The sequence below is a fragment of the Cryobacterium sp. TMT2-14 genome (assembly GCF_004402465.1).
Taxonomy (GTDB): Bacteria; Actinomycetota; Actinomycetes; order Actinomycetales; family Microbacteriaceae; genus Cryobacterium; species Cryobacterium sandaracinum.
In genome coordinates this window covers 34088-55425 of sequence record NZ_SOFV01000016.1, presented here as the reverse complement: position 1 = coordinate 55425, position 21338 = coordinate 34088, and the positions used below count along the sequence as shown (strand labels likewise).

Annotated in this window: 17 protein-coding genes; 11 read left to right on the top strand and 6 right to left on the bottom strand. The window is 67.9% G+C overall.

What is annotated here, in order from left to right; genetic code table 11:
• Positions 1–129: 129 nt before the first annotated feature.
• The 4 genes from E3O28_RS06495 to E3O28_RS06480 are packed head-to-tail and all read right to left on the bottom strand — an operon-like array spanning position 130 to position 5364.
• Positions 130–1902, bottom strand: a complete 1773-nt coding sequence (locus tag E3O28_RS06495) for an ABC transporter ATP-binding protein (protein ID WP_241973037.1) — start codon at positions 1900–1902, stop codon at positions 130–132.
• Positions 1899–2780, bottom strand: coding sequence for an ABC transporter permease (locus tag E3O28_RS06490; protein ID WP_104103383.1), 882 nt, complete (start codon positions 2778–2780; stop codon positions 1899–1901). Before E3O28_RS06490 ends, E3O28_RS06495 begins: the two co-directional genes overlap by 4 nt.
• Entirely contained in the window at positions 2777–3721 is a 945-nt protein-coding gene (locus E3O28_RS06485) for an ABC transporter permease (protein ID WP_255409047.1), read from the bottom strand. Before E3O28_RS06485 ends, E3O28_RS06490 begins: the two co-directional genes overlap by 4 nt.
• Positions 3709–5364, bottom strand: coding sequence for an ABC transporter substrate-binding protein (locus tag E3O28_RS06480; protein WP_134415445.1), 1656 nt, complete (start codon positions 5362–5364; stop codon positions 3709–3711). The genes E3O28_RS06485 and E3O28_RS06480 overlap by 13 nt, the downstream gene beginning before the upstream one ends.
• 451 nt (positions 5365–5815) lie before the next feature.
• Between E3O28_RS06480 and ileS the strand changes: the two genes are divergently transcribed.
• The 5 genes from ileS to E3O28_RS06455 all read left to right on the top strand — a co-directional run bounded on the left by ileS (position 5816) and on the right by E3O28_RS06455 (position 12591).
• On the top strand, positions 5816–9289 hold the full coding sequence (gene ileS / locus E3O28_RS06475) for an isoleucine--tRNA ligase (RefSeq protein ID WP_134415444.1): 3474 nt from the start codon (positions 5816–5818) through the stop codon (positions 9287–9289).
• Complete coding sequence (locus E3O28_RS06470; protein WP_104103394.1) at positions 9282–10709, top strand: folylpolyglutamate synthase/dihydrofolate synthase family protein; 1428 nt, start codon at positions 9282–9284, stop codon at positions 10707–10709. The genes ileS and E3O28_RS06470 overlap by 8 nt, the downstream gene beginning before the upstream one ends.
• Positions 10706–11083 (top strand): DUF4233 domain-containing protein, encoded by a 378-nt coding sequence (locus tag E3O28_RS06465; protein ID WP_158250313.1) that lies wholly within the window; start codon positions 10706–10708, stop codon positions 11081–11083. The genes E3O28_RS06470 and E3O28_RS06465 overlap by 4 nt, the downstream gene beginning before the upstream one ends.
• Entirely contained in the window at positions 11080–11502 is a 423-nt protein-coding gene (gene ndk, locus E3O28_RS06460) for a nucleoside-diphosphate kinase (RefSeq protein ID WP_104103399.1), read from the top strand. The genes E3O28_RS06465 and ndk overlap by 4 nt, the downstream gene beginning before the upstream one ends.
• A 180-nt stretch (positions 11503–11682) precedes the next feature.
• Complete coding sequence (locus tag E3O28_RS06455) at positions 11683–12591, top strand: hypothetical protein (protein ID WP_134343139.1); 909 nt, start codon at positions 11683–11685, stop codon at positions 12589–12591.
• 583 nt (positions 12592–13174) lie between these two features.
• Here the strand turns inward: E3O28_RS06455 and E3O28_RS06450 are convergent.
• On the bottom strand, positions 13175–13774 hold the full coding sequence (locus E3O28_RS06450) for a vitamin K epoxide reductase family protein (RefSeq protein ID WP_241973036.1): 600 nt from the start codon (positions 13772–13774) through the stop codon (positions 13175–13177).
• 279 nt (positions 13775–14053) lie between these two features.
• Here E3O28_RS06450 and E3O28_RS06445 point away from each other — a divergent pair, with 279 nt between their 5' ends.
• Positions 14054–16846 carry an Rne/Rng family ribonuclease gene (locus E3O28_RS06445; RefSeq protein WP_134415447.1) on the top strand — a complete coding sequence of 931 codons (2793 nt, stop codon included), beginning with the start codon at positions 14054–14056 and terminating at the stop codon, positions 16844–16846.
• Between the two features lie 121 nt (positions 16847–16967).
• Here the strand turns inward: E3O28_RS06445 and E3O28_RS06440 are convergent, their stop codons facing one another.
• Positions 16968–17258 carry a DUF4031 domain-containing protein gene (locus E3O28_RS06440; protein ID WP_104103409.1) on the bottom strand — a complete coding sequence of 97 codons (291 nt, stop codon included), beginning with the start codon at positions 17256–17258 and terminating at the stop codon, positions 16968–16970.
• Between the two features lie 191 nt (positions 17259–17449).
• On the opposite strand from E3O28_RS06440, the gene rplU reads away from it, so the two are divergent.
• The 5 genes from rplU to proB (E3O28_RS06415) all read left to right on the top strand — a co-directional run bounded on the left by rplU (position 17450) and on the right by proB (E3O28_RS06415) (position 21336).
• Complete coding sequence (gene rplU / locus E3O28_RS06435) at positions 17450–17758, top strand: 50S ribosomal protein L21 (RefSeq protein WP_104103412.1); 309 nt, start codon at positions 17450–17452, stop codon at positions 17756–17758.
• A 19-nt stretch (positions 17759–17777) separates the two neighbouring features.
• Positions 17778–18035 carry a 50S ribosomal protein L27 gene (rpmA, locus tag E3O28_RS06430; protein ID WP_104169636.1) on the top strand — a complete coding sequence of 86 codons (258 nt, stop codon included), beginning with the start codon at positions 17778–17780 and terminating at the stop codon, positions 18033–18035.
• Positions 18036–18170: 135 nt separating this feature from the next.
• Entirely contained in the window at positions 18171–19751 is a 1581-nt protein-coding gene (gene obgE / locus E3O28_RS06425) for a GTPase ObgE (protein ID WP_134415443.1), read from the top strand.
• The gene (gene proB, locus E3O28_RS06420) at positions 19748–20557 is read left to right on the top strand and encodes a glutamate 5-kinase (protein WP_134343140.1); all 810 of its coding nucleotides are present in this window, start codon (positions 19748–19750) and stop codon (positions 20555–20557) included. Before obgE ends, proB (E3O28_RS06420) begins: the two co-directional genes overlap by 4 nt.
• On the top strand, positions 20554–21336 hold the full coding sequence (gene proB, locus E3O28_RS06415) for a glutamate 5-kinase (RefSeq protein ID WP_104103424.1): 783 nt from the start codon (positions 20554–20556) through the stop codon (positions 21334–21336). Before proB (E3O28_RS06420) ends, proB (E3O28_RS06415) begins: the two co-directional genes overlap by 4 nt.
• The last annotated feature ends 2 nt before the right edge of the window (positions 21337–21338 follow it).

Here is a 21338-nt window from a genome sequence, read left to right as displayed (position 1 = left end):
TTTCCTTTGACAGTCAGAAACCTAGACAGGAAGCGGCGTGCGGCCGTTAAGGCGCTCCGAAACACCCACGGATACAGCAGGGGAGCCAAAATCTCCGTCGAATTCGTTCGGTACGGAGTTGCTCGAGGGTCAAAACCCGATCCGGGGGACCGCGCCGAGCAGGGTCTGCGTGTACGGATGCTCCGGCGCGGCGAAGACCCGGGCCGTTGCGCCGGTTTCGACGATACGGCCGTCCAGCATTACGGCGACCTGGTCGCTGACGTGCTGGATCACCCCGAGGTCGTGGGAGATGAACAGCAGGCTGAGGCCCAGGTTCCGCTGCAGCTCGTCGAGGAGGTCGAGCACCTGGGCCTGCACGGTCACGTCGAGGGACGACACGGGCTCGTCGCAGATCAGGATCTGCGGCCCCGACGCCAGCGCCCGGGCGATGCTCACCCGCTGCCGCTGCCCGCCGGAGAGGGACAGCGGCCGCCGGCCAAGCAGCCCCTGCGGCAGACCCACCGCGTCGAGCAGCGCCAGCACGCGCAGCCGGTCGGCAGCCGAGGCAGTGGCCGCAGTGGCGGCAGTGGCAGCAGTGGCAGCCGAGGCGGATGCCGCGCCGCGCCCGGTGCGCCCGCCGCCGACCGCGTCCCGGAGCACCTGCTCGACGCTCAGCCGCGGGTCGAAGGAGCTGAGCGCATCCTGATAGACCGCACCAAGCCGGGGCCGCAGGAGCCGCCGTTCCTTCTCCGAGGCGGCGCTGAACGGCTGCCCGAGCACCCGCACCTCGCCGGCGTCCGGCCGGGTCAGCGCCAGCGCGAGGCGGGCCGTCGTGGTTTTACCGGAGCCGGACTCGCCGACGATGCCGAGCGTCGTGCCGCGTTCGAGCCGGAACGAGACCCCGTCGACCGCGAGCTGCTCGGTGCCGTCGGGCCGGGTGAAGCGCTTGACCAGGCCGGTGGCCTCCAGCACCGTGTTGCGGGGAGCGACAGGGTCGGCACGATCTGAGAGAGCGAGAAAGGGCGCGGCGGCGGGCGACACCGGGGCCGCGGCCCGCGGGCTGAGGCGCAGCCCGCGCGGCTTGTCGACCGGGATCGCGGCGAGCATCTGCCGGGTGACCGGATGCTCCGGCCGGGTCAGAATCGCGTGCGCCGGTCCCTGTTCCACGATCCGTCCCTCGCTCAGCACAGCGATCCGGTCGGCGATGCGGCCGACGACGGCCAGGTCGTGGCTGATCAGCAGGATGCCGGTGCCGGCGAGTTTCAGACCCGTCAGCAGCTCCAGGATTTGTGCCTGCACCGTGACGTCGAGCGCCGTCGTGGGCTCGTCGGCGATCAGCAGTGGCGGGTCCAGGGCGATCGCGGCCGCGATCAGGGCGCGCTGGCGCTGGCCGCCGGAGAGTTCGCCCGCGCGCTTCCGCACAGAGTTGCCGGCGTCGGACAGGCCCACCCGGGCCAGCACCTCGAGCACCCGGGCGTGGCGCGCCGCTGCACCGAGGCGGGTGTGCAGTCGCAGCGAGTCGGCGATCTCCCGGCCCACCGGGCGCAGCGGGTCCAGCGACACCAGGGCATCCTGCAGCACCAGGCCCACGTCGCGGCCGCGCCGCCGGCGCCAGCTCTGCTCGGAGAGTCCGCGCACGTCGGAGCCTGCGAGGCTCAGCTCGTCGGCGCGCACCCAGGCGTTGTCGCCGGCCAGGCCGAGCAGGCTGCGCGCGGTGACGCTCTTGCCCGAGCCTGACTCTCCCACCAGGGCCAGGCATTCCCCGGGGGCCACCTCGAACGAGACGCCGTTCAGCACCGGGTCGGTATCATTTTGCGGTCCGAAGCCCACGACGAGGTTCTGCACCCGCACGGCCGGGGCAACCCCGCCGTCACCCTCGCCTGGCGCGCCCACCGAAGCGCCCACGCCGCTCTCGTCACTCACGCGCGCCTCACCCGTCGCTCGATGCCGCGACCGAGCGCCGTGGCCGACACCGCCGTCAGCACGATGAACAGCCCGGGGAAGAAGCTCATCCACCAGGCCGAGCCGATGTAGGTGCGCCCGGCGGAGAGCATCGCGCCCCACTCCGCGGCGGGCGGCGCCGAGCCCAGGCCGAGGTAGCTCAGAGCCGACGCCCAGACGATGGCCTGACCGATGCCGAGGGTGCCGAGCACGAACAGCGGCGCGAGCGTGTTCGGCAGGATGTGGCGCATCAGGATCTGGACGGGGCTGCGCCCGAGCACGGTCGCCGCCTCGACGAAGGCCGATGACCGCACCGACAAGAGCTGGCCGCGGATGATGCGGGCGTAGCCGGGAGCGGTCGCCAGGCCCACGGCGATGGTCGCCGTGGCAACGCCCGGCCCGAAGATCAGGATGAAGAGCAGGGCCAGCAGCAGGCCGGGGAACGCGAACAGCACCTCGAGGAACCGGTTCACGGTGAAGTCCACGACCGGGCCGAGCATACCGGCCAGGGTGCCGAGCACGAGGCCCAGGCCGAGGCCGATCACGGTGGCGAGGGTGCCGATCAGCAGGGAGCTGCCGGTGCCGTGGCTGACCCGGGTATAGATGTCCCGGCCGGACTCGTCGGTGCCGAACCAGTGCGCGGGTGAGGGGGTCTGAAACGCGGACAGCGGGTCGATCCCGAGCGGGTCGCCGGGCGCTACGAGCGCGGGGAACAATGCCGCCGTGACCAGGAACAGCGCGAACAGGCCCGCCAGGACCTCGGCCACGCCGAACCGGCGAATGCGGGGCGCGCGCGGCGACTGGGGCGCGCCGGTGCGCGGCGACCGGCCCAGCCCGGCCTGGATCTCGAGGTCGCTCATCGTGCCCGCAGCCTCGGGTCGGCGATGCGCTGGGCCAAATCGGTGAACAGGGTCATCAGGATGTACCCGACGGCCACGATCAGCACAGCACCAACCACGACCGGCACGTCGCGCACGGTCACCGCGTTCAGAAGCGTGCGGCCGAGGCCCGGCCGGGCGAAGATGGTCTCGACCACCACTGCCCCGCTGATCAGGGAGCCGAATGCCCAGCCGGAGAGGCTGATCGCCGGCAGTGACGCGTGCCGGATAACGTGCACCCAGCGCACCCCGCGTTCGCTCTCGCCCCGGGCGCGGGCGGAGAGCACGAATGGGGATTCCAGCGCGGTGAGCAGGGACTCCCGCATGATCTGGCCAAGGAACCCGGCCAGCGGCACGGCGAGGGTGAGCACCGGCAGCACCAGCCCGGAAACCCCGGAGGTACTGATCGGCGGCAGCCAGCCCAGCCAGACGCTGAACAACACGATCAGCGCCGTCGCGAGCCAGAAGTGAGGGAGCGCGGCAGCCACGATCTCCAGACCGGAGCCCAGGTACCAGGCGACGCGCCCGCCGCGGGTCGACCAGGTGGCCAGCCCGAGGGCGAGCAGCCAGGCCACAGCGAGGGCGAGCACGGCCAGCAGCAGGGTGCCGCCGAGCTGGCCGACCAGGAGCGGGGCGACGTCCTGGTCCAGTGAGTAGGAGCGGCCAAGATCCCCGGTGGCCAGGCGAGCCAACTGTGCCAGGTACTGCACGAGCACGGGCTGGTCGAGCCCGTATTCCGCCCGCACCGCGGCGAGCGCCTCCGGGGAGGTCTGCGAGCCGGGGCCACCCAGGATGGCCTCGGCCGGGTCTCCGGGAATCAGACGGATGGCGAAAAAGGTGAGCGTGGCCACCATCCAGAGCACCAGCACCGCCCCTCCCAGGCGGGCCAGGACGACCCGGGCTGCCCGCGCTACTTCAGCCACGCATCGTAGAACGTGGGCGTCGACACGGTCGGCAGCGCCCGCGCGCCCACCACATCGGTGCCGAGCAGGTAGTGGTTCTGCTGGTCGAAGAGCGGCAGGATGTAGAAGCCCGCGAGCACCTGGTTCTGCGCGTCGGCGTAGAGGGCGGCGCGTTCATCGGCATCCGTCACCTGGCCGGCCTGGGTGAGTAGGGCGTCGATGGCCGGGTCGTTCACCTGGGCGTGGTTGGCGAAGTAGCCGCTGGGTGCCGGGGTGATCCCGTCGGAGTGGAAGAGGATGCGCAGAACGTCGGGTCCGACCTTCGTGTACGGCGCGCTGACGGCGTCGTAGTCGTTCTCGCCCAGCGCGGTGTACCAACTGGAGAGGTCCATCGGGCTGAGCAGAACCTCGAAGCCGGTCTTCTTCGCGGTGGCCTGGATCTGCTCGAACAGGGACTGCTCCGCCGGAATGGACTGGTTCGTACTCACCGGAAAGTCGACCGTGAGGCGCTCGCCGTCTTTCACCCGGTAACCGTTGGAATCACGCTCGGTCCAGCCGGCGGAATCGAGGAGGTCCGAGGCGGCCTCGGGGTCGTACGCGAACAGGTCCGGGCCCGACACGGCGAGGGGTTCGACGCTGGAGAGGGCGGAGTAGGAGCGCTCGGCCGTGCCCCGGAAGAGGCTGGTGACGGCGTCGTCGACATTCGCCGAGCGGATGAACGCCTCCCGCACGAGCGGGTCGTTGAAGGGCGCGCGGCCGGAGTTCAGTTCGATCCGGTTCGAGGCACCCGGGCGAGGGGCGTCGAGGTGCACGATGGTGTCGCTCTTCTCGGCCTGCACGATGGTGTCGGGCTGGGCGTTGTCGATCACGTCGGCGTCGCCGGACTGCAGAGCCGCGTAGCGGGACGCGGAGTCGGGGATGAAGCGCCAGACGATGGAGTCGAGGTAGGCAGGCCCGGTGTGCGCGGCATCCGCGGGCGGGGAGCTGTACTTCTCGTTCCGCACCAGGGTGATCGATTCCTGCTGTACCCACTTCTCGACCTGGAAGGGGCCGGTGCCGACCGGGGAGGCGCAGTTCTCGTCCTGGCTCCGGGCCAGCGCGGTGGGCGATTCGATCGCCAGCCACTGCTGTGACAGGGATTCGAGCAGGGCGCTGTCGGGTTCGCTGAGCGTAAGGCGCACAACGTTGGTGGAGACCGCCTCGGTGCCGGTGACCTTCCCCAGAGCGAGGTAGCCGGTCGACGAGGCCGTTTCCGGGTCTTGGATGTGCGCGATATTCGCCTGCACGGCGGCGGCGTCGAGCGGGGTGCCGTCGGTGAAACTCACGCCGGCGGCGAGCGTGAAGTCCCAGGCCAGCCCGTCGGCGCTCTCGGTCCACGAATCTGCCAGCCAGGGGATGATCTCACCGTCCGCGTTGCGGGACACAAGCGACTCAAGGTACTGCGTGCTGACCAGGGCCTGCGGGTAGTTGCCGCCCACGTGCGGGTCCAGGCAGGTGGGCTCGGCGTCGCCGGATGCGTAGGTCAACGTGCCGCCGGTGAGAGGCCGGGTGGCTTCGGGGGACTCAGCGGTGGCGCAGCCGGTGAGCAGGATGCCGGTGGCGGCGAGGCCGACCAGCCCGGTCAGGGTGCGCGCTGTGCGATGGGTGTACCCCGAAGTGTGCATTATGGGTCTCTTTCCGCGGCGCCCGATGGGCCGAGTGTGCACCTGCTGGACCCGTAAGATTAGGGGCCTCGGGCACGTGTTAGACGGGGTCCACAAATAAAATGATTGAGGACCATCGTAGAACACAGGAGAGCTGTTCGCTGAGCAGACGTGTGCGGGCACCGCGCGCTGTACACCCGGGGGTAGACGCAGGGTAGAATTGTCAAGTAGGACTGTGATCCGGCTATCACCGGTGAGTCTTCGGAAGAACGGCAACCACCCTCGCGGCGGTTCTCAGTAGAACCGAACGGGTCGGGCCCGTCACAGCCTCAGAACAAGCGGTTTTCCGAAGCCTCGGCTCCGGGAGACAAGCGAGGTGGTACCGCGGCGAATCCCGTTCGGAGTCGGCGTCCTCGTGGAACAGGGGCAGATCTGTGAATGACACAACCTGCCCGACTCGTCCAGGAGAGACATGACGTACCCCAAAGGCCAGCAGTCCGCTTCTCCCGCCCAACCCGGCGGCATCGTGCCCTCACCGAACTTTCCCCAGATCGAAACCGAGGTGCTCGCGTTCTGGAAAGCCGACGGCACCTTCCAGGCATCGATCGACAACCGTGCGGATGCCCCCGAGTGGGTCTTCTATGACGGCCCGCCGTTCGCCAACGGGCTGCCGCACTACGGCCACCTGCTGACCGGGTACGCGAAGGACCTCTTCCCGCGCTTCCAGACCATGCGCGGCAAGCAGGTGCACCGCCGGTTCGGCTGGGACACGCACGGCTTGCCGGCCGAGCTCGAAGCCGAACGCGAGCTCGGCATCACCGACAAGAGCGAGATCGAGAAGATGGGCATCGGGGCCTTCAACGCCGTCGCCCGCAGCTCCGTGCTCAAGTACACCAAGGTGTGGGAGGAGTACGTCACCCGCCAGGCGCGCTGGGTCGACTTCGAGAACGACTACAAGACGCTCGACATCACCTTCATGGAGTCCGTGATCTGGGCCTTCAAGCGCCTGCACGACAAGGGCCTGGCCTACGAGGGCTACCGGGTGCTGCCGTACTGTTGGCGCGACCAGACACCGCTGTCCAACCACGAACTGCGCATGGACGACGACGTCTACAAGATGCGCCAGGACCAGACCGTCACGGTCACCTTCCCGCTGGTCGGCGCCAAGGCCGAAGCCCTCGGGCTGACCGCCGTGCGCGCCCTGGCCTGGACGACCACCCCCTGGACCCTCCCGACGAACCTGGCGCTCGCCGTGGGCCCGGAGATCGTCTATGCCGTCGTGCCGGCCGGGCCGAACGGCACACCGGACGCCACCGTGCTGCGGGAGGCCGTTTCCGGGGCGGATGCCGCGGCATGCGTCGCAACCACCGAGGTTTTCGGCGCCGAATACCTGATTGCGATCGACCTGGTCGGCAACTACGCCAAGGACCTCGGCTACGACTCGGCGGCAGAGGCGACCGCGGCGATCTCCCGCACGGTTCTCGGCAGCGCCCTGGAGGGCGTCAGCTACGACCGCCTCTTCGACTACTACGCCGACACCGCGGTCTGGGGCACCGAGAACGCCTGGACCGTCGTCGTGGCAGACTACGTCACCACCGCCGACGGAACCGGCATCGTGCACCAGGCGCCCGCCTACGGCGAGGAGGACCAGAAGATCTCCGTGGCCGCCGGCATCCCGGTGATCATCTCCCTCGACGCGGGCGGCAAGTTCCTCTCCGACGTGCCCGAGGTCGCCGGCCAGCTCTGGAGCGACGCGAACAAGCCGCTCACCCAGCTGATCAAGAATGAGGGGCGCCTGCTGCGCCAGGCCAGCTACGAGCACTCCTACCCGCACTGCTGGCGCTGCCGCAACCCGCTGATCTACAAGGCCGTGTCGAGCTGGTTCGTGCGCGTCACGGACTTCCGCGACCGTCTGGTGGACCTGAACCAGGACATCAATTGGGTGCCGGAGAACGTCAAGGACGGCCAGTTCGGCAAGTGGATCGGCAACGCCCGCGACTGGTCGATCAGCCGCAACCGGTACTGGGGTTCGCCCATCCCGGTCTGGAAGAGCGACAACCCCGACTATCCGCGCGTCGACGTCTACGGCTCGCTCGACGAGCTCGAGGCGGACTTCGGCGTGCGCCCCACCGACCTTCACCGCCCCTATATCGACGCGCTCACCCGACCCAACCCCGACGACCCCACCGGGCGGTCCACCATGCGGCGCATCACGGATGTGCTCGACGTCTGGTTCGACTCCGGCTCGATGCCGTTCGCGCAGGTGCACTACCCGTTCGAGAACGCCGACTGGTTCGACAGCCACAACCCGGCCGACTTCATCGTGGAGTACATCGGCCAGACCCGCGGCTGGTTCTACATGCTGCACACGCTCTCCACCGCCCTGTTCGACCGTCCGGCCTTCAAGAACGTGGTCAGCCACGGCATCGTGCTCGGCAACGACGGCCAGAAGATGTCCAAGTCGCTGCGCAACTATCCCGACGTGAACGAGGTGTTCGACCGGGACGGCTCAGATGCCATGCGCTGGTTCCTGATGAGCTCCTCCGTGCTGCGCGGTGGCAACCTGATCGTCACCGAGGAGGGCATCCGCGAGGGTACCCGCCAGGTTATGCTCCCGCTCTGGAGCACCTGGTACTTCTTCTCCCTCTACGCCAACGCGTCCGGGGAGAACGGCTACGACGCCACCTGGCGCACCGACTCGACCGACGTGCTCGACCGCTACCTGCTGGCCAAGACCCGCGATCTGATCGTGGAAGTCACTGCCGACCTCGAGAACCTCGACAGCACCCAGGCGACCGCTCGAATCCGGGACTTCGCCGACGTGCTCACCAACTGGTACGTTCGCCGCTCGCGCGACCGGTTCTGGGCCGGCGCCGGGGCCTCTGTCTCGGTCTCGACGGTCTCATCCACCGCAAACGAGGCTTTCGACACGCTCTACACCGTGCTCGAAACGGTGACGCGGGTGGCCGCCCCGATGCTCCCGCTCGTCACCGAGCGTATCTGGCAGGGCCTCACCGGCGGTCGCAGCGTGCACCTGACCGACTGGCCCGACGCCGAATTGTTCCCGGCCGATGCCGTTCTCGTCACCGCGATGGACCAGGTGCGCACCATCAGCTCCACCGTGCTGTCACTGCGCAAGCAGTCCGGGCTGCGCGTGCGTCTGCCGCTGGCCACTCTGACCGTGGTCACCACCGACACGGCGGCCCTGGCCCCGTTCGAGGGCATCCTGCGCGACGAGCTGAATGTGAAGAGCGTGCGTTTGGTCGAACTGGCCGACGACAGCGCGAGCGCCTACGGCATCACCTCCCGGCTCACCGTGAACGCCCGGGCAGCCGGCCCGCGACTCGGCAAGCAGGTGCAGCAGGTCATCAAGGCCGCCCGCGCCGGCGACTGGAGCGAAACCGACGGCGTAGTCACCGCCGGCGGTACCCCGCTCGCCGCGGGGGAGTACGAACTCGTGCTGCAGACCGGTCCGGCCGACGGTTCCGCCGTCGCTGACGACACGGCGGCGGATGCCCCGGCTCTGGCGCTCCTGGCGGGCGGCGGTTTCGTGCTGCTGGAGACGCAGACCACCCCGGAACTCGAGGCGGAGGGCTTCGCCCGCGACCTGATCCGCGCCGTGCAGGACACCCGCAAGTCGGCCGGATTCGAAGTGAGCGACCGCATCCGTCTCGACCTCGTCTTCTACTCCGCCGAGGACGCCGCGACCTTCGCCCTTGCGGCCGGCGTCGACGTCGCTGCGGAGACCCTGACCCTCCGGTTCGCCACCCATGTGGCCACCGAGGTGTCCGATGACAGCCTGGCGCACGGTCTGCCGTCCGAATGGCTGCAGAGCCTGGTCGGCTTCCCCGTCGAGCACTACGTGCTTTACGAGGCTGGTCACTATGCCAACCGGGGGACCGTCCTGGTCGCCGTCGCCCGAGAGAACGGACTCGTCCATGTCTGAACCCAAGAAGCCCGGATCGAAGAAGCCCGGATCGAAGAAGCCCGGATCGAAGAGGCCGCGCCAGTCCTCCGACGCCGGCCGTGAGGCCGGGGACGCCGTCTTCGCCGCCCTCCTCGCCCGCGTGGGCGAGGGTGCGCCGAAGCCGCGTCTGGCCCCGACCCGGCGGGCGCTCGAACTGCTGGGTGACCCTCAGACCGTCTACCCGGTGATCCATATCACCGGCACCAACGGCAAGACCAGCACGAGCCGCATCACCGAGAGCATCGTGCGCGCCTACGGGCTGCGCACCGGACTGATGACGAGCCCGCACCTGGTGCGGCTCAACGAGCGCATCGTGATCGACGGGGAGTTCATCACCGATGAGGCCCTGGCCGCGAACTGGGCCGACATCGAACCCTTCCTGGCCATGGTCGACGCGGAGCTCGAGGCGGCAGGCGACGACGTGCTCACCTTCTTCGAGGCGCTCACCGTGCTGGCCTTCGCCTGCTTCGCCGACGCCCCCGTCGACGTCGCCGTGATCGAGGTCGGCATGGGCGGCGAGTGGGATTCCACCAACGTCGCCGACGGGCAGGTGGCCGTGTTCACGCCCATCGCCCTCGACCACACGCTCCGCCTCGGCAACACGATCGCCGAGATCGCCCGCACCAAGGCCGGCATCATCAAGCCGTCCGCCGCCGTGGTCTCCGCCCGGCAGGGCGAGGCGGCGCAGGCCGAACTCGAGCGGGCCGCCGAGCTGACCGAATCGACCCTGGCCAGTGAGGGCGAGGATTTCGTCCTGCTCAAAAACCAGGTCGCCGTGGGCGGGCAGCTCATCTCGGTGCGCGGCCTCGCCGGCACCTACTCGGACCTGTTCCTGCCGCTGTACGGCACGCACCAGGCGCAGAATGCGGCCGTCGCGATCGCCGCCGTCGAGTCCTTCCTCGGGGCCGGCACCACGGCGCTCTCGCATGACCTGGTCGAGGAGGGCCTCGCGCAGGTCACCTCGCCCGGACGCCTGCAACTGATCGGAATCGCACCGACCGTCCTGGTGGATGCCGCGCACAATCCGCACGGAGCGGCCGCCCTCAGCACTGCACTGGCCGACTACTTCGACTTCGACGAGATTGTGGCCGTGGTGGGCATCCTCACCGACAAGGATGCGACCGGCATCATCACCGCGCTGCAGTCCAAGGTGGTGCGGTTCCACGTCACACAGTCGCAGTCCGAGCGCGCGATCGGCGTCGACGACCTCGCCGATCTGATCGCCGACCTCGGCAGCGAGGAGACAACCGTCCGGTTCGACGACCTCGCGCAGGCCCTCGACTCCGCCAGGGACTGGGCCCTCGAGTCGCCCAAGCGGGCTGTGATCGTGACCGGGTCGATCACCCTCGTCGGCGAAGCCATCATTCTGGCCGACGCACGGGAATGGCTGGCGAAATGACGTCCGCTCCCCGCTCGGTGAAGCGCACGCTCGCGACGATCGTGCTCGGCTTCGAGGTCATCGTGGTTGCCCTCGCCGCCCTGGTGATCTTCGGTCTGCAGGCGTTGCCGCCGTGGCTCGCCCTCGGCGGCGGAGCCGTGCTGGGGCTGGCCATGGTCGCCGTGCTCGCGCTGCTCCGTTACGAGTGGGCCTACGTGGTCGGCTGGATCCTCCAGCTGATCATGGTGGCCGCCGGCTTCCTCAATCCGGCCATGTTCTTCGTCGGCGGCATGTTCGCCGCCATGTGGACGTACTGCATGATCGCCGGCTCCCGGATCGACAACCAGAACCAGAACTTTCCCAACAACGAGAACAACGAGAAGGAGAACTCATGAGCACCCAGGTCCAGGAAACGCTCGTATTGGTCAAACCGGATGGCGTTGCCCGCAACCTCTCCGGCGAGATCCTGCGTCGCATTGAGCAGAAGGGGTACTCCCTCGTCGACGCGAAGCTCGTGCAGGCCGACAGGTCCCTGCTGGCCGAGCATTACGCCGAGCACCAGGGCAAGCCGTTCTTCGAACCTCTCGTGGAGTTCATGGAAAGCGGTCCGATCCTCGTGCTGCGCATCGCCGGCGAACGCGTGATCGAGGGCTTCCGCTCCCTGGCCGGCACAACCGACCCGACCACCGCGGCTCCCGGCACCATCCGCGGCGACTTCGGCCGAGACTGGGGCACCAAGGAGCAGCAGAACCTCGTGCACGGCTCCGACTCGCCCGAGTCGGCCGACCGCGAACTGGCCCTCTGGTTCGACTGACCCGTACCGACCGGGGAACAGCCACTGACCGGATGCTTGGAGGCGGCTGTTCTCGTCGGTACCAGATGTCGTTGCTTTGTGCACCAAGCGCACCGCTGTCGCAGAATGGCCGATGATGGCAGAGCCCCGCTGAGCATGTGCCGACATCCTCTTTGATTCGTCTGACTAGAAAGCCTCACCATGCCGCATGCCCGGAACCCCTGGTTCAATCTGGTCTGGGCAATCCCGCTGGCGATCATCCTGCTGGTCGCCGTCGTGCTCGCCGCCCGGGGCATCCGTTCCCTGCCGATGGCGCAGGAGTTCCTGGTCGACTTCCCGGGGGCCTCGCCGTTGCCGTCGTGGGCCCCCGTCGGCTTCCCCGCGTGGCTGGCGTGGCAGCACGGCCTGAATGTTTTCTTCCTGCTCTTCATCGTGCGTTCGGGTTGGCAGATCCGCACGGCCGGGCGCCCGAGCATGTTCTGGACCCGGCGCAACACCGGCCTTTTTCGAACCCGACGTGCCCCCCGCCGGTTGGGCATCAACCTCTGGCTGCACCTCGCGGTGGATGCCCTTTGGGTACTCAACGGGATCGTCTTCTACGTGCTGCTGTTCGTCACCGGTCAGTGGGTGCGCATCGTGCCGGTCAGCTGGGACATCATTCCGAACGCACTCTCGGCCGCCCTCCAGTACGCCTCACTGGACTGGCCGATCACCGACGGCTGGGTGAACTACAACGCGCTACAAACTCTGAGCTACTTCAGCATCGTGTTCGTGGCCGCGCCGCTCGCCTTGGTCTCGGGCATCCGTCTGTCACCGCTCTGCACGTCGCGCCGGCTTGGAGAACTGATCCCGCTGCGCCCGACCAGGGCCGTGCACGTGGGCGTGATGGTCTTTTTCCTTGCATTCATCGTGATCCACGTCACGCTGGTGTTCGCCACCGGTGCCCTGCGCAACCTGAACCACATGTACGCGGCGCAGAGCGACGACGGCTGGACCGGATTCTGGATCTTCGCCGCATCCCTGGTCGTGATGCTCGTGGCCTGGGTCGCCGAGGGTCCCCGACTGCTGCGGGCGGTCGCCTCTCTCGGCGGAACCGTAACCACGCGCTGAGCCGCGGTGCTGGCTGAGCCGGCCGATGGCTCTGCCGGTCGAAACCCGGTGGTTGTGTACCCCCCCCTTCCCCCCTCCCGGCCGGGGTCCCTCCCTGGCCTTGTCTTTGGCTGCCTGGGCCGCGTCGCGGGCCAGGGCTTCGGCGAACCGGCGGGCCTGATCGACCTGTTCGGCCAGGTGGGCGTCGACCCAGGGCGGCGTCCGCCTGGGTCTCCCGGATGGCGTCGAAGTGACGACCCAGGCGTTCTAGCTGCTCACTGTATGAGGATTTCATGAGACAAACGCTACGGGCAGCCACTGACATTCCATGCCCCAGATCGGCACCCGTCAGCGCCCTGTGGATAACCTGATCAAACGCGTATTGTGGTGGAAAGGGAACAGCCGTCGCGGGGCGCGCAGCACGCATCCGTCGTCGCATAAAAGCGGAGATTTTCGGGAAACGCCGGTTGTGGCGCCGTGAGCGGCGTGTCGCAAAAATTTCCGAGGTTAGCAACCGCAACGGATGCCCGGAGCGGCAACCTCCGGCCGCCACGTCACCGGAGCTCGACCACCGGGTCTCAACCGGACGGGGGCAGGGTCGCCATTACAGGCGGTTCAGGAAGTCCATCTCGACCTGGGCGATGACGGCGGCGATCAGATAGCAGACGATCGTGATCACAATGATCCAGGAGGAGGCGACGGATGCCAGGCGCCGCACGCGCGGCCCCGCTGGGAGGTTGCCCGACGTGAGGTTGTGCAGCGTCACGGCTAGGAACATTGGGATCGTGACCGTCCAGGTCACCATGCACCACGGGCAGAGCACGTCGAGCTCGAAGAAGCTCTGCGCCATCAGCCAGATCACGAACGCGAGGGCGCCGGTGACGCCCACGTTCAGCGCGATCCAGAACCAGCGGGCTAACCGCGCCCCGGCCAGGATCGCGGCGCCGATCGCGATGACGACCGGCCAGGCCATCAAGCCGATCACCGGGTTGGGGAAACCGAGGATGGCACCCTGCCACGATCCCAGGTTGGTGCTGCAGCCCACCAGCACACTGAAGTTGCAGGAAAGCTGGGCCTGCGGGTCCTCGAGGATCGCGAACTTGTCGACGGTCAGGAGGAAAGCCGCGGTGAGGGCGATCAAACCACCGATGATGAAGAAGATGGCGAGCCCGATGGGGCGCTTGACGGGCGGGTTGTGGGGCACGTTTGGATTATGTCATGTGCCTCGCATGTGTTCCTGAGAATGCATGCGATAATCGGAACAGTCGCTTGGGCCGCGCTCAAGTTGACGCCATACAAGTCTTAATGGGCCGTAAAGGCCCAGATTCATTGGTCCCACGACCAAAGGTATTAGCAGCCAGAGCCAAGAGCCGGTTGCGAACGACGAGGATTTCCGAGGGTTTCGCGCAAGCGTGATCCTCGCACGAGAGAGTAGCCGGATGGGTGGCGCGGTCGCCCACACTGGTCAAGGAGCGCGCCAGTGATGGTGGAAGACAACGAAAACATCAAAAAACGCAAGGGTTTATTCGGCACCCGCCGCACCTCGCGGAGGGCTGCCACCCCGGTGACCGTTCCGGAGGCCGCGCCTGAGAACATCAGTGCGCAGCACAATGACGCCGCACAGAACGTCGCTGCGGCGACGCGCGAGCCGCTTTCAGCAGCGCAGACACCCCGCGTCCACACCGACGACGCCGTGACCGAGCCGGCAGCCGCCGCTCCGTTCGGCGAAACCCCCGACTCAGAACAGGACGCTGCCGTGGAACCGACGCCGCCGCCCACCCCGACCGCCGATGTGGTTCGCCGCCCGTCCACCTCGCTGGTGTTCCAGGCCCCGGTCATCGTGCCGCTACCGGCCCGCACCGGAGCGCGCCGCGACACCGCGCGCCAGGACCAGCGCCAGGACACCGGCCAGGACATCCGTCAGGACCATGACGACGAGGGCGACGAGTCGTCGACCGTTCGTCGTCGCGCCCGTCGGCGCACTGGCGACGAGAACCGGTCCGGATCCGACGACCCCGCGAACACCGTTGTTCGCGTGCGTACGCCCCGCGAACCCGAACTCATCACCGAACCCCAGCGGATCAAGGGGTCGACCCGCCTCGAGGCCAAGAAGCAGCGCCGCCGTGACGGCCGCGATGCCGGGCGCCGTCGCCCGGTGATCACCGAGGCCGAGTTCCTCGCCCGCCGCGAATCCGTCGACCGGGTCATGGTCGTGCGGGCCAAGCAGAACAAGATTCAGATCGGGGTGCTGGAAGACGGTGTGCTGGTCGAGCACTACGTCGCCAAGAATCAGGATGCCTCGCTGATCGGAAACGTCTACCTGGGCAAGGTGCAGAACGTGCTGCCGAGCATGGAAGCAGCCTTCGTCGACATCGGACGCGGCCGCAACGCCGTGCTGTACTCGGGTGAGGTCGACTGGGAGGCCGCCGCCGAGAACTCCGGTAACAGCAGCCAGGCTCGGCGCATCGAGCTCGCGCTCAAGCCGGGCGACAAGGTGCTCGTGCAGGTCACGAAGGACCCGATCGGGCACAAGGGTGCGCGACTCACCAGCCAGGTGTCACTGCCCGGCCGCTACCTCGTCTACGTGCCGAACGGCTCGATGAACGGGATCAGCCGCAAGTTGCCCGACACCGAGCGGGCGCGCTTGAAGAAGATCCTCAAGGAGGTTCTGCCCGAGAACGTGGGAGTCATCGTGCGCACCGCGGCCGAGGGTGCCACCGACGAGCAGCTCACGCTCGACGTCAACCGGCTCACCTCGCAGTGGGCGTCCATCGCCAAGCAGGTCGACACGGTGCAGGCACCGGCCCTGCTGCACAGCGAACCGGACCTTCTGATCAAGATCGTGCGGGATGTCTTCAACGAGGACTTTCAGAAGATGGTCATCTCCGGCGAGGAATCCCGTGAGGTCATCGAGGCCTACCTGCGCCAGGTCGCACCGGACCTGGTGGAGCGCGTGGAGCGCTACGAGGGCGAGAACGACGCCTTCGACGAGTACCGCATTTCGGAGCAGATCGAGAAGGCCCTCGACCGCAAGGTCTGGCTACCGTCCGGTGGCTCCCTCGTGATCGACCGCACCGAGGCCATGACCGTCGTCGATGTCAACACCGGCAAGTTCGTCGGCTCTGGTGGAAACCTCGAGGAGACCGTCACGAAGAACAACCTCGAGGCTGCCGAAGAGATCGTTCGCCAGCTGCGTCTGCGCGACATCGGCGGCATCATCGTCGTCGACTTCATCGACATGGTCCTCGAAACCAACCGCGACCTCGTGCTGCGCCGCATGCTCGAATGCCTGAGCCGCGACCGCACCAAGCATCAGGTCGCCGAGGTCACCTCGCTCGGGCTTGTGCAGATGACCCGCAAAAAGCTCGGTCTCGGACTCCTGGAATCATTTAGCGAGAACTGTGAAGCCTGCGCCGGCCGAGGCATCGTCATCCACCATGACCCGGTACTCAAGCACCGCCAGACGGCTCAGCCGGCCATGGAGCGTCGCCCGCGCAGCAAGTCGGGCACCAATTCCGGCGGCGACAACGGGCACCGCGGCGGAAACGGAAACGGAAACGGAAACGGAAACGGTACCAACTCCGCAGCCGTGCACGCGTCTCAGGCCGATGCCGGCAAGTCCGGACACGGCACCCACGGCATCACCGAGGATGCCAAGCACGCCCTCGCCCTGATCGCCGCCCGCACCATCCCGCGCGCCCTGACCGGCTCGATCCCGATCATTGCCCTGCCTGAGGCGATGCCGGAATCGGTTCCCGCGGAGAAGGCGGCCGCCCCCGCGGCCTCAGCCGACGGGTCATCTGTCGACGCGGCGACCGCCGCATCAGCCAACCCGGCCGCCGAGGCCAACCCGATCGAGGAGGCCGTGAATGAGGCAGTCGCGGCCGAGAAGACGTCTGCACCGTCGGCACGCCGCAGCCGTAGGGCGTCCTCCACGCCCCGCCAGCGGGACGCAGCGCCCATCGTGACCCCGGAAACCCCGGTGCGGGACGCGCAGCAGACCCCGGTCGAGGCGCCTGCCGCGCACGAGGCCGCAGCGCCCGACGACGACGAGCCCGTCGCCATCCTGGACATCCCGGTCAAGAAGTCCTCCCGTAGCCGCCGCACGGTCAGCAAGCAGGTCACCGACCAGCTGCTGGACTCGGTGCTGGACGCCCTGCCCGAGCCCAAGCAGCCGGGCCAGGGGCGTTCGCGCAGCCGGCGGGTGACGACGGCCGGCGGATCCACCGGGTCGGCCCAGCCGATCATGACCACGGCCCCGGATTCCCAGCAGTAACGAGAATCACTGCAGGAACGAATCGAGTCGATCGGGAGACCGGTGGCGCACAGCCCACGGGGCTGGGCGTCGCCGGTCTCCCGGTCTCTTTCAACCGGCGAGGCAGCGCTTCGGGCCCCGATCAGGACTCTGGGAGAGAGCCGCTGCCCGATCGGTCCCGCCCGCGCACACGCAGGCCGCTTGCGCGGAGCCGGAGAACCAGTTCCCGATTGTCCACCGGATGCGCCCCCGAGGCCACGAGGGCGTCATAACGGTGGGCGGGTACGTCGTAGTGGTCCAGGTCGAAGCCGCGGCGGGGGATTCCGTTGCGGGCCGCGAAAGCGTGCAGTTCGGCCAGTGACGAATCGCTGACAAGATGGGACCAGACGGTGCCATGCGCGGGCCACATCGGCTTGTCGATCAAGACGGTCATTACCCGATTCTATGATCCGGCCTCGGTTTGACCGTCGCAGCAGGATCGGCTAACGTTGACTTTTGGTGTGCGACGGGCCTTTGCTCCCGCGATCACCGTGGTTTTCTGAGAGCGACGGGCCGACTTGGCGTGTTTAAGGCAGTAACTTTCCATCACGGGGCCTCACGGCTCCCCAGAGATAGGTACGTAACGTGGTTTACGCAGTTGTGCGCGCCGGTGGGCGGCAGGAAAAGGTAGAGGTCGGGACCATCGTCACGATGGACCGAATCAAAGCCAATAAGGACGGCAACGTCGAGCTGGCCGCAGTGCTTCTCGTCGACGGCGACACGATCACCTCTGACTCCCAGTCACTGGCCAAGATAACGGTCACGGCCGAGGTTTTGAACGACCTCCGCGGTCCGAAGATCGTCATCCAGAAGTTCAAGAACAAGACCGGGTACAAGAAGCGTCAGGGGCACCGTCAGGAGCTCACTCGCGTTCAGGTTACCGGCATCGCCTAGGCCCTGAGGAGCAGAACAGATGGCACATAAAAAAGGCGCGAGTTCCACTCGCAACGGTCGCGACTCCAACGCCCAGCGCCTCGGCGTGAAGCGCTTCGGCGGTCAGGTTGTCAGCGCGGGCGAGATCATCGTCCGTCAGCGCGGCACCCACTTCCACCCCGGCGTCAACGTCGGCCGTGGTGGCGACGACACGCTCTTCGCTCTCGAGCCCGGCTCGGTTGAGTTCGGCGCCAAGGGCGGCCGCAAGGTTGTCAACATCGTGGTGGCTGCCGCTTAGGCATTTCACATCGGTAAGCGTGAGGGCGGGCTTCGGCTCGCCCTTTGCGTGTTTCACGGCACCCGCACGACAAGATGCATAGCACCAATGATTTACGCACCACTGAGCTTTTTGCCACCTGAAAGGGGCACCCCCATGGCCACGTTTGTTGACCACGTCACTCTCCACCTGCGAGCAGGCAACGGAGGGAACGGCTGTGTCTCCGTCAAGCGTGAGAAGTTCAAGCCGCTCGCCGGCCCTGACGGCGGCAACGGCGGAAGCGGTGGTGACATCGTGCTCGTCGCTGACCCGAACGTGACGACCCTCCTCGGTTACCATCGGTCCCCGCACCGCAGTTCCGCGAACGGCGGCCCCGGCATGGGTGACCACCGCGCCGGCTTCGGCAGCGAGCTGATGGAGCTGGCCGTCCCGCTCGGCACCGTGGTCAAAGACGCCGAGGGCAACGAACTCGCCGACATGACCGAGCCGGGCTTCCGCATCGTCGTGGCGCCTGGCGGTCAGGGCGGGCTCGGCAACGCGGCCCTGGCCTCGCTCAAACGCAAAGCCCCCGGCTTCGCCCTGCTCGGCACCTACGGCTGGGAAGGCGACATCCAGCTTGAACTCAAGACCGTCGCGGATGTCGCGCTCGTCGGCTACCCCTCGGCCGGCAAGTCCAGCCTGATCGCGGCCATCTCGGCGGCCCGGCCCAAGATCGCGGATTACCCGTTCACGACCCTGCACCCCAACCTCGGCGTCGTGGATGCCGGCGAGGTGCGCTACACCGTCGCCGACGTGCCCGGACTGATCGAGGGCGCCAGCGAGGGAAGGGGCCTCGGCCTCGAATTCCTTCGTCACGTGGAACGGTGTACGGCGTTGCTGCACATCCTCGACTGCGCCACACTCGACCCTGACCGTGACCCGCTCAGCGACCTCGACGTCATTCTCGGCGAACTGGCCGCCTACCCGGTGCCCGACGGCCAGAAGCCGCTCCTCGACCGCCCCCAGCTGATCGCCCTGAACAAGATCGACGTTCCCGAGGGCCGGGAGCTCGCGGAGTTCGTCAAGCCCGACCTCGAGGCGCGCGGTTACCGCGTGTTCGAGATCTCGACCGTCAGCCATGAGGGTCTCAAGCAGCTCAACTACGCGCTGGCCGAGACCGTCGAGGCCGGCCGGGTCGAGGCCGCCGCGGCGCAGGCCGTCAAGCCGCGCATCGTGATCCGCCCGAAGGCCGTCGACGACAGTGGCTTCGTCGTCAAGGTCGAGGGTGGGTCGTTCGGCAACATCTACCGCATCATCGGCACCAAGCCCGAGCGCTGGGTGCAGCAGACGGACTTCAAGAACGACGAGGCCGTCGGCTTCCTGGCCGACCGCCTGGCCAAGCTCGGCATCGAGAACGAACTGTTCAAGGCCGGCGCGATCGCCGGCTCGACGGTCATCATCGGGCCCGGCAACGGCGTGGTCTTCGACTGGGAGCCCACCCTCACCTCCACGGCCGAACTGATCACGGCACCGCGTGGCACCGACACCCGCCTTGACGACTCCAAGCGACGCACCAGCAACGAGCGCCGAGAGGAGTACTTCGGCCGGATGGACGCCAAGGCAGCCGCACGCGCCGAACTGATCCGAGAGCGCGAGGCCGGCATGTGGTCGACCGGCGAGGAAGAGTACAACGGCGACACTCTCACGGGCGACGGTTCAGTCCCGGTGTCGCCCCGTAAGGAGAGCGGGGCCGAATGAGTCACCGCTCCCGCGCCCAGGTAGCCGCCGCCCGGCGCATCGTCGTGAAGGTCGGCTCCTCGTCGATCAGCGGCGACAACTCCGAGCAGATCGCACCTCTGATCGAGGTCCTGGCCCAGGCCCACAATCGCGGCGTGGAGGTCGTCCTGGTGTCGAGCGGCGCCGTCGCCAGCGGCATGGACTACCTCAACCTCGACGAGCGGCCGGCCGACCTAGCCACCCAGCAGGCCGCGGCATCCGTGGGTCAGAACGTGCTCACGGCCCGTTACCAGGAGACTCTGGACCGCTATGGCATTGCCGCGGGGCAGGTGCTGCTGACAGAGGGTGACCTACTCAACGAGCCGCACCGCAGCAATACCCGCCGCGCGGTGAACCGGCTGCTGGACCTGCGCATCATGCCCGTCGTGAACGAGAACGACACGGTCGCGACCTACGGGCTGCGATTCGGCGACAACGACCGGCTCGCCGCCATGCTCTCGGTGCTCATCCGCGCCGACCTACTGCTCTTGCTCAGCGACGTCGACGCGCTCTACACCAAGCCCCCGCACCTGCCCGGTGCGGAACCGATCGACTTTATCGGGTTCGACCAGGAACTGGACGGCATGGAGTTCGGGGCGAACAAGGGTGCCGGCACCGTGGGCACCGGCGGGGCGGACACCAAGGTGAAGGCGGCCCGCCTGGCCGCCTCCGCCGGAACGGCCGTTCTCATCACTGAGACGAGCCTGGCCGCAGAGGCCCTCCGCGGCGGCTCCTGTGGCACCTGGTTCGAGCCGATGCCCACCGCGCCCGGCCGAGCGCTTCTGTGAGCGCACTCGGCCGACACGAGGTCGCGTCGGCCGCGCGCATCGTTGTGAAGGTCGGCTCCTCCTCGATCAGCGGCGCGAACATCGCACAGATCATCCCGCTCGTCGATGCCCTTGCCGAAGCGCACGGGCGCGGAGTGGAGATCGTCCTCGTCTCCTCCGGGGCCATCGCCACCGGCATGCCCTACCTGCAACTCGACGAGCGCCCCACCGACCTGGCCACCCAGCAGGCCGCGGCATCCGTGGGCCAGAACCTGCTCATCTTCCGCTACCAGGACAGCCTCGACCGGTACGACATCGTCGCCGGCCAGGTGCTGCTCACTGCCGGTGACCTGGAAAACCCCTCGCATCGAGGCAACGCGCACCGGGCGATGGATCGCCTGCTCGGTCTGCGCATCCTGCCGATCGTCAACGAGAACGACACGGTCGCCACCCACGAGATCCGGTTCGGCGACAACGACCGGTTGGCCGCCCTGGTCGCCACGCTCATCCACGCCGACCTGCTGGTCCTGCTCAGCGACGTCGACGCCCTCTACACGCGCGCGCCGCACCTGCCGGGCGCGGAACGCATCGATCACGTCCCCTGCGGCGATCCCATGCTCGGTGTCGAGCTCAGCGGCAGCCGCTCCGGCGTGGGTACCGGGGGTGCCGACACCAAGGTGTCGGCCGCACGGATCGCGGCGGAGGCCGGCACTGCCGTGCTGCTCACATCGACTGGTCTGGTTGCCGAGGCACTCCGCGGCGACCCGGTCGGAACCTGGTTCGAACCCGCTCTGGCCTAAAC

Bases quoted from the DNA above. Each gene is read 5' to 3' on its own strand.
- E3O28_RS06490 (WP_104103383.1), bottom strand. From the start codon at position 2,780: ATGAGCGACCTCGAGATCCAGGCCGGGCTGGGCCGGTCGCCGCGCACC.
- E3O28_RS06480 (WP_134415445.1), bottom strand. From the start codon at position 5,364: ATGCACACTTCGGGGTACACCCATCGCACAGCGCGCACCCTGACCGGG.
- ileS (WP_134415444.1), top strand. From the start codon at position 5,816: ATGACGTACCCCAAAGGCCAGCAGTCCGCTTCTCCCGCCCAACCCGGC.
- E3O28_RS06470 (WP_104103394.1), top strand. From the start codon at position 9,282: ATGTCTGAACCCAAGAAGCCCGGATCGAAGAAGCCCGGATCGAAGAAG.
- E3O28_RS06465 (WP_158250313.1), top strand. From the start codon at position 10,706: ATGACGTCCGCTCCCCGCTCGGTGAAGCGCACGCTCGCGACGATCGTG.
- ndk (WP_104103399.1), top strand. From the start codon at position 11,080: ATGAGCACCCAGGTCCAGGAAACGCTCGTATTGGTCAAACCGGATGGC.
- E3O28_RS06455 (WP_134343139.1), top strand. From the start codon at position 11,683: ATGCCGCATGCCCGGAACCCCTGGTTCAATCTGGTCTGGGCAATCCCG.
- E3O28_RS06445 (WP_134415447.1), top strand. From the start codon at position 14,054: ATGGTGGAAGACAACGAAAACATCAAAAAACGCAAGGGTTTATTCGGC.
- E3O28_RS06440 (WP_104103409.1), bottom strand. From the start codon at position 17,258: ATGACCGTCTTGATCGACAAGCCGATGTGGCCCGCGCATGGCACCGTC.
- rpmA (WP_104169636.1), top strand. From the start codon at position 17,778: ATGGCACATAAAAAAGGCGCGAGTTCCACTCGCAACGGTCGCGACTCC.
- obgE (WP_134415443.1), top strand. From the start codon at position 18,171: ATGGCCACGTTTGTTGACCACGTCACTCTCCACCTGCGAGCAGGCAAC.
- proB (WP_134343140.1), top strand. From the start codon at position 19,748: ATGAGTCACCGCTCCCGCGCCCAGGTAGCCGCCGCCCGGCGCATCGTC.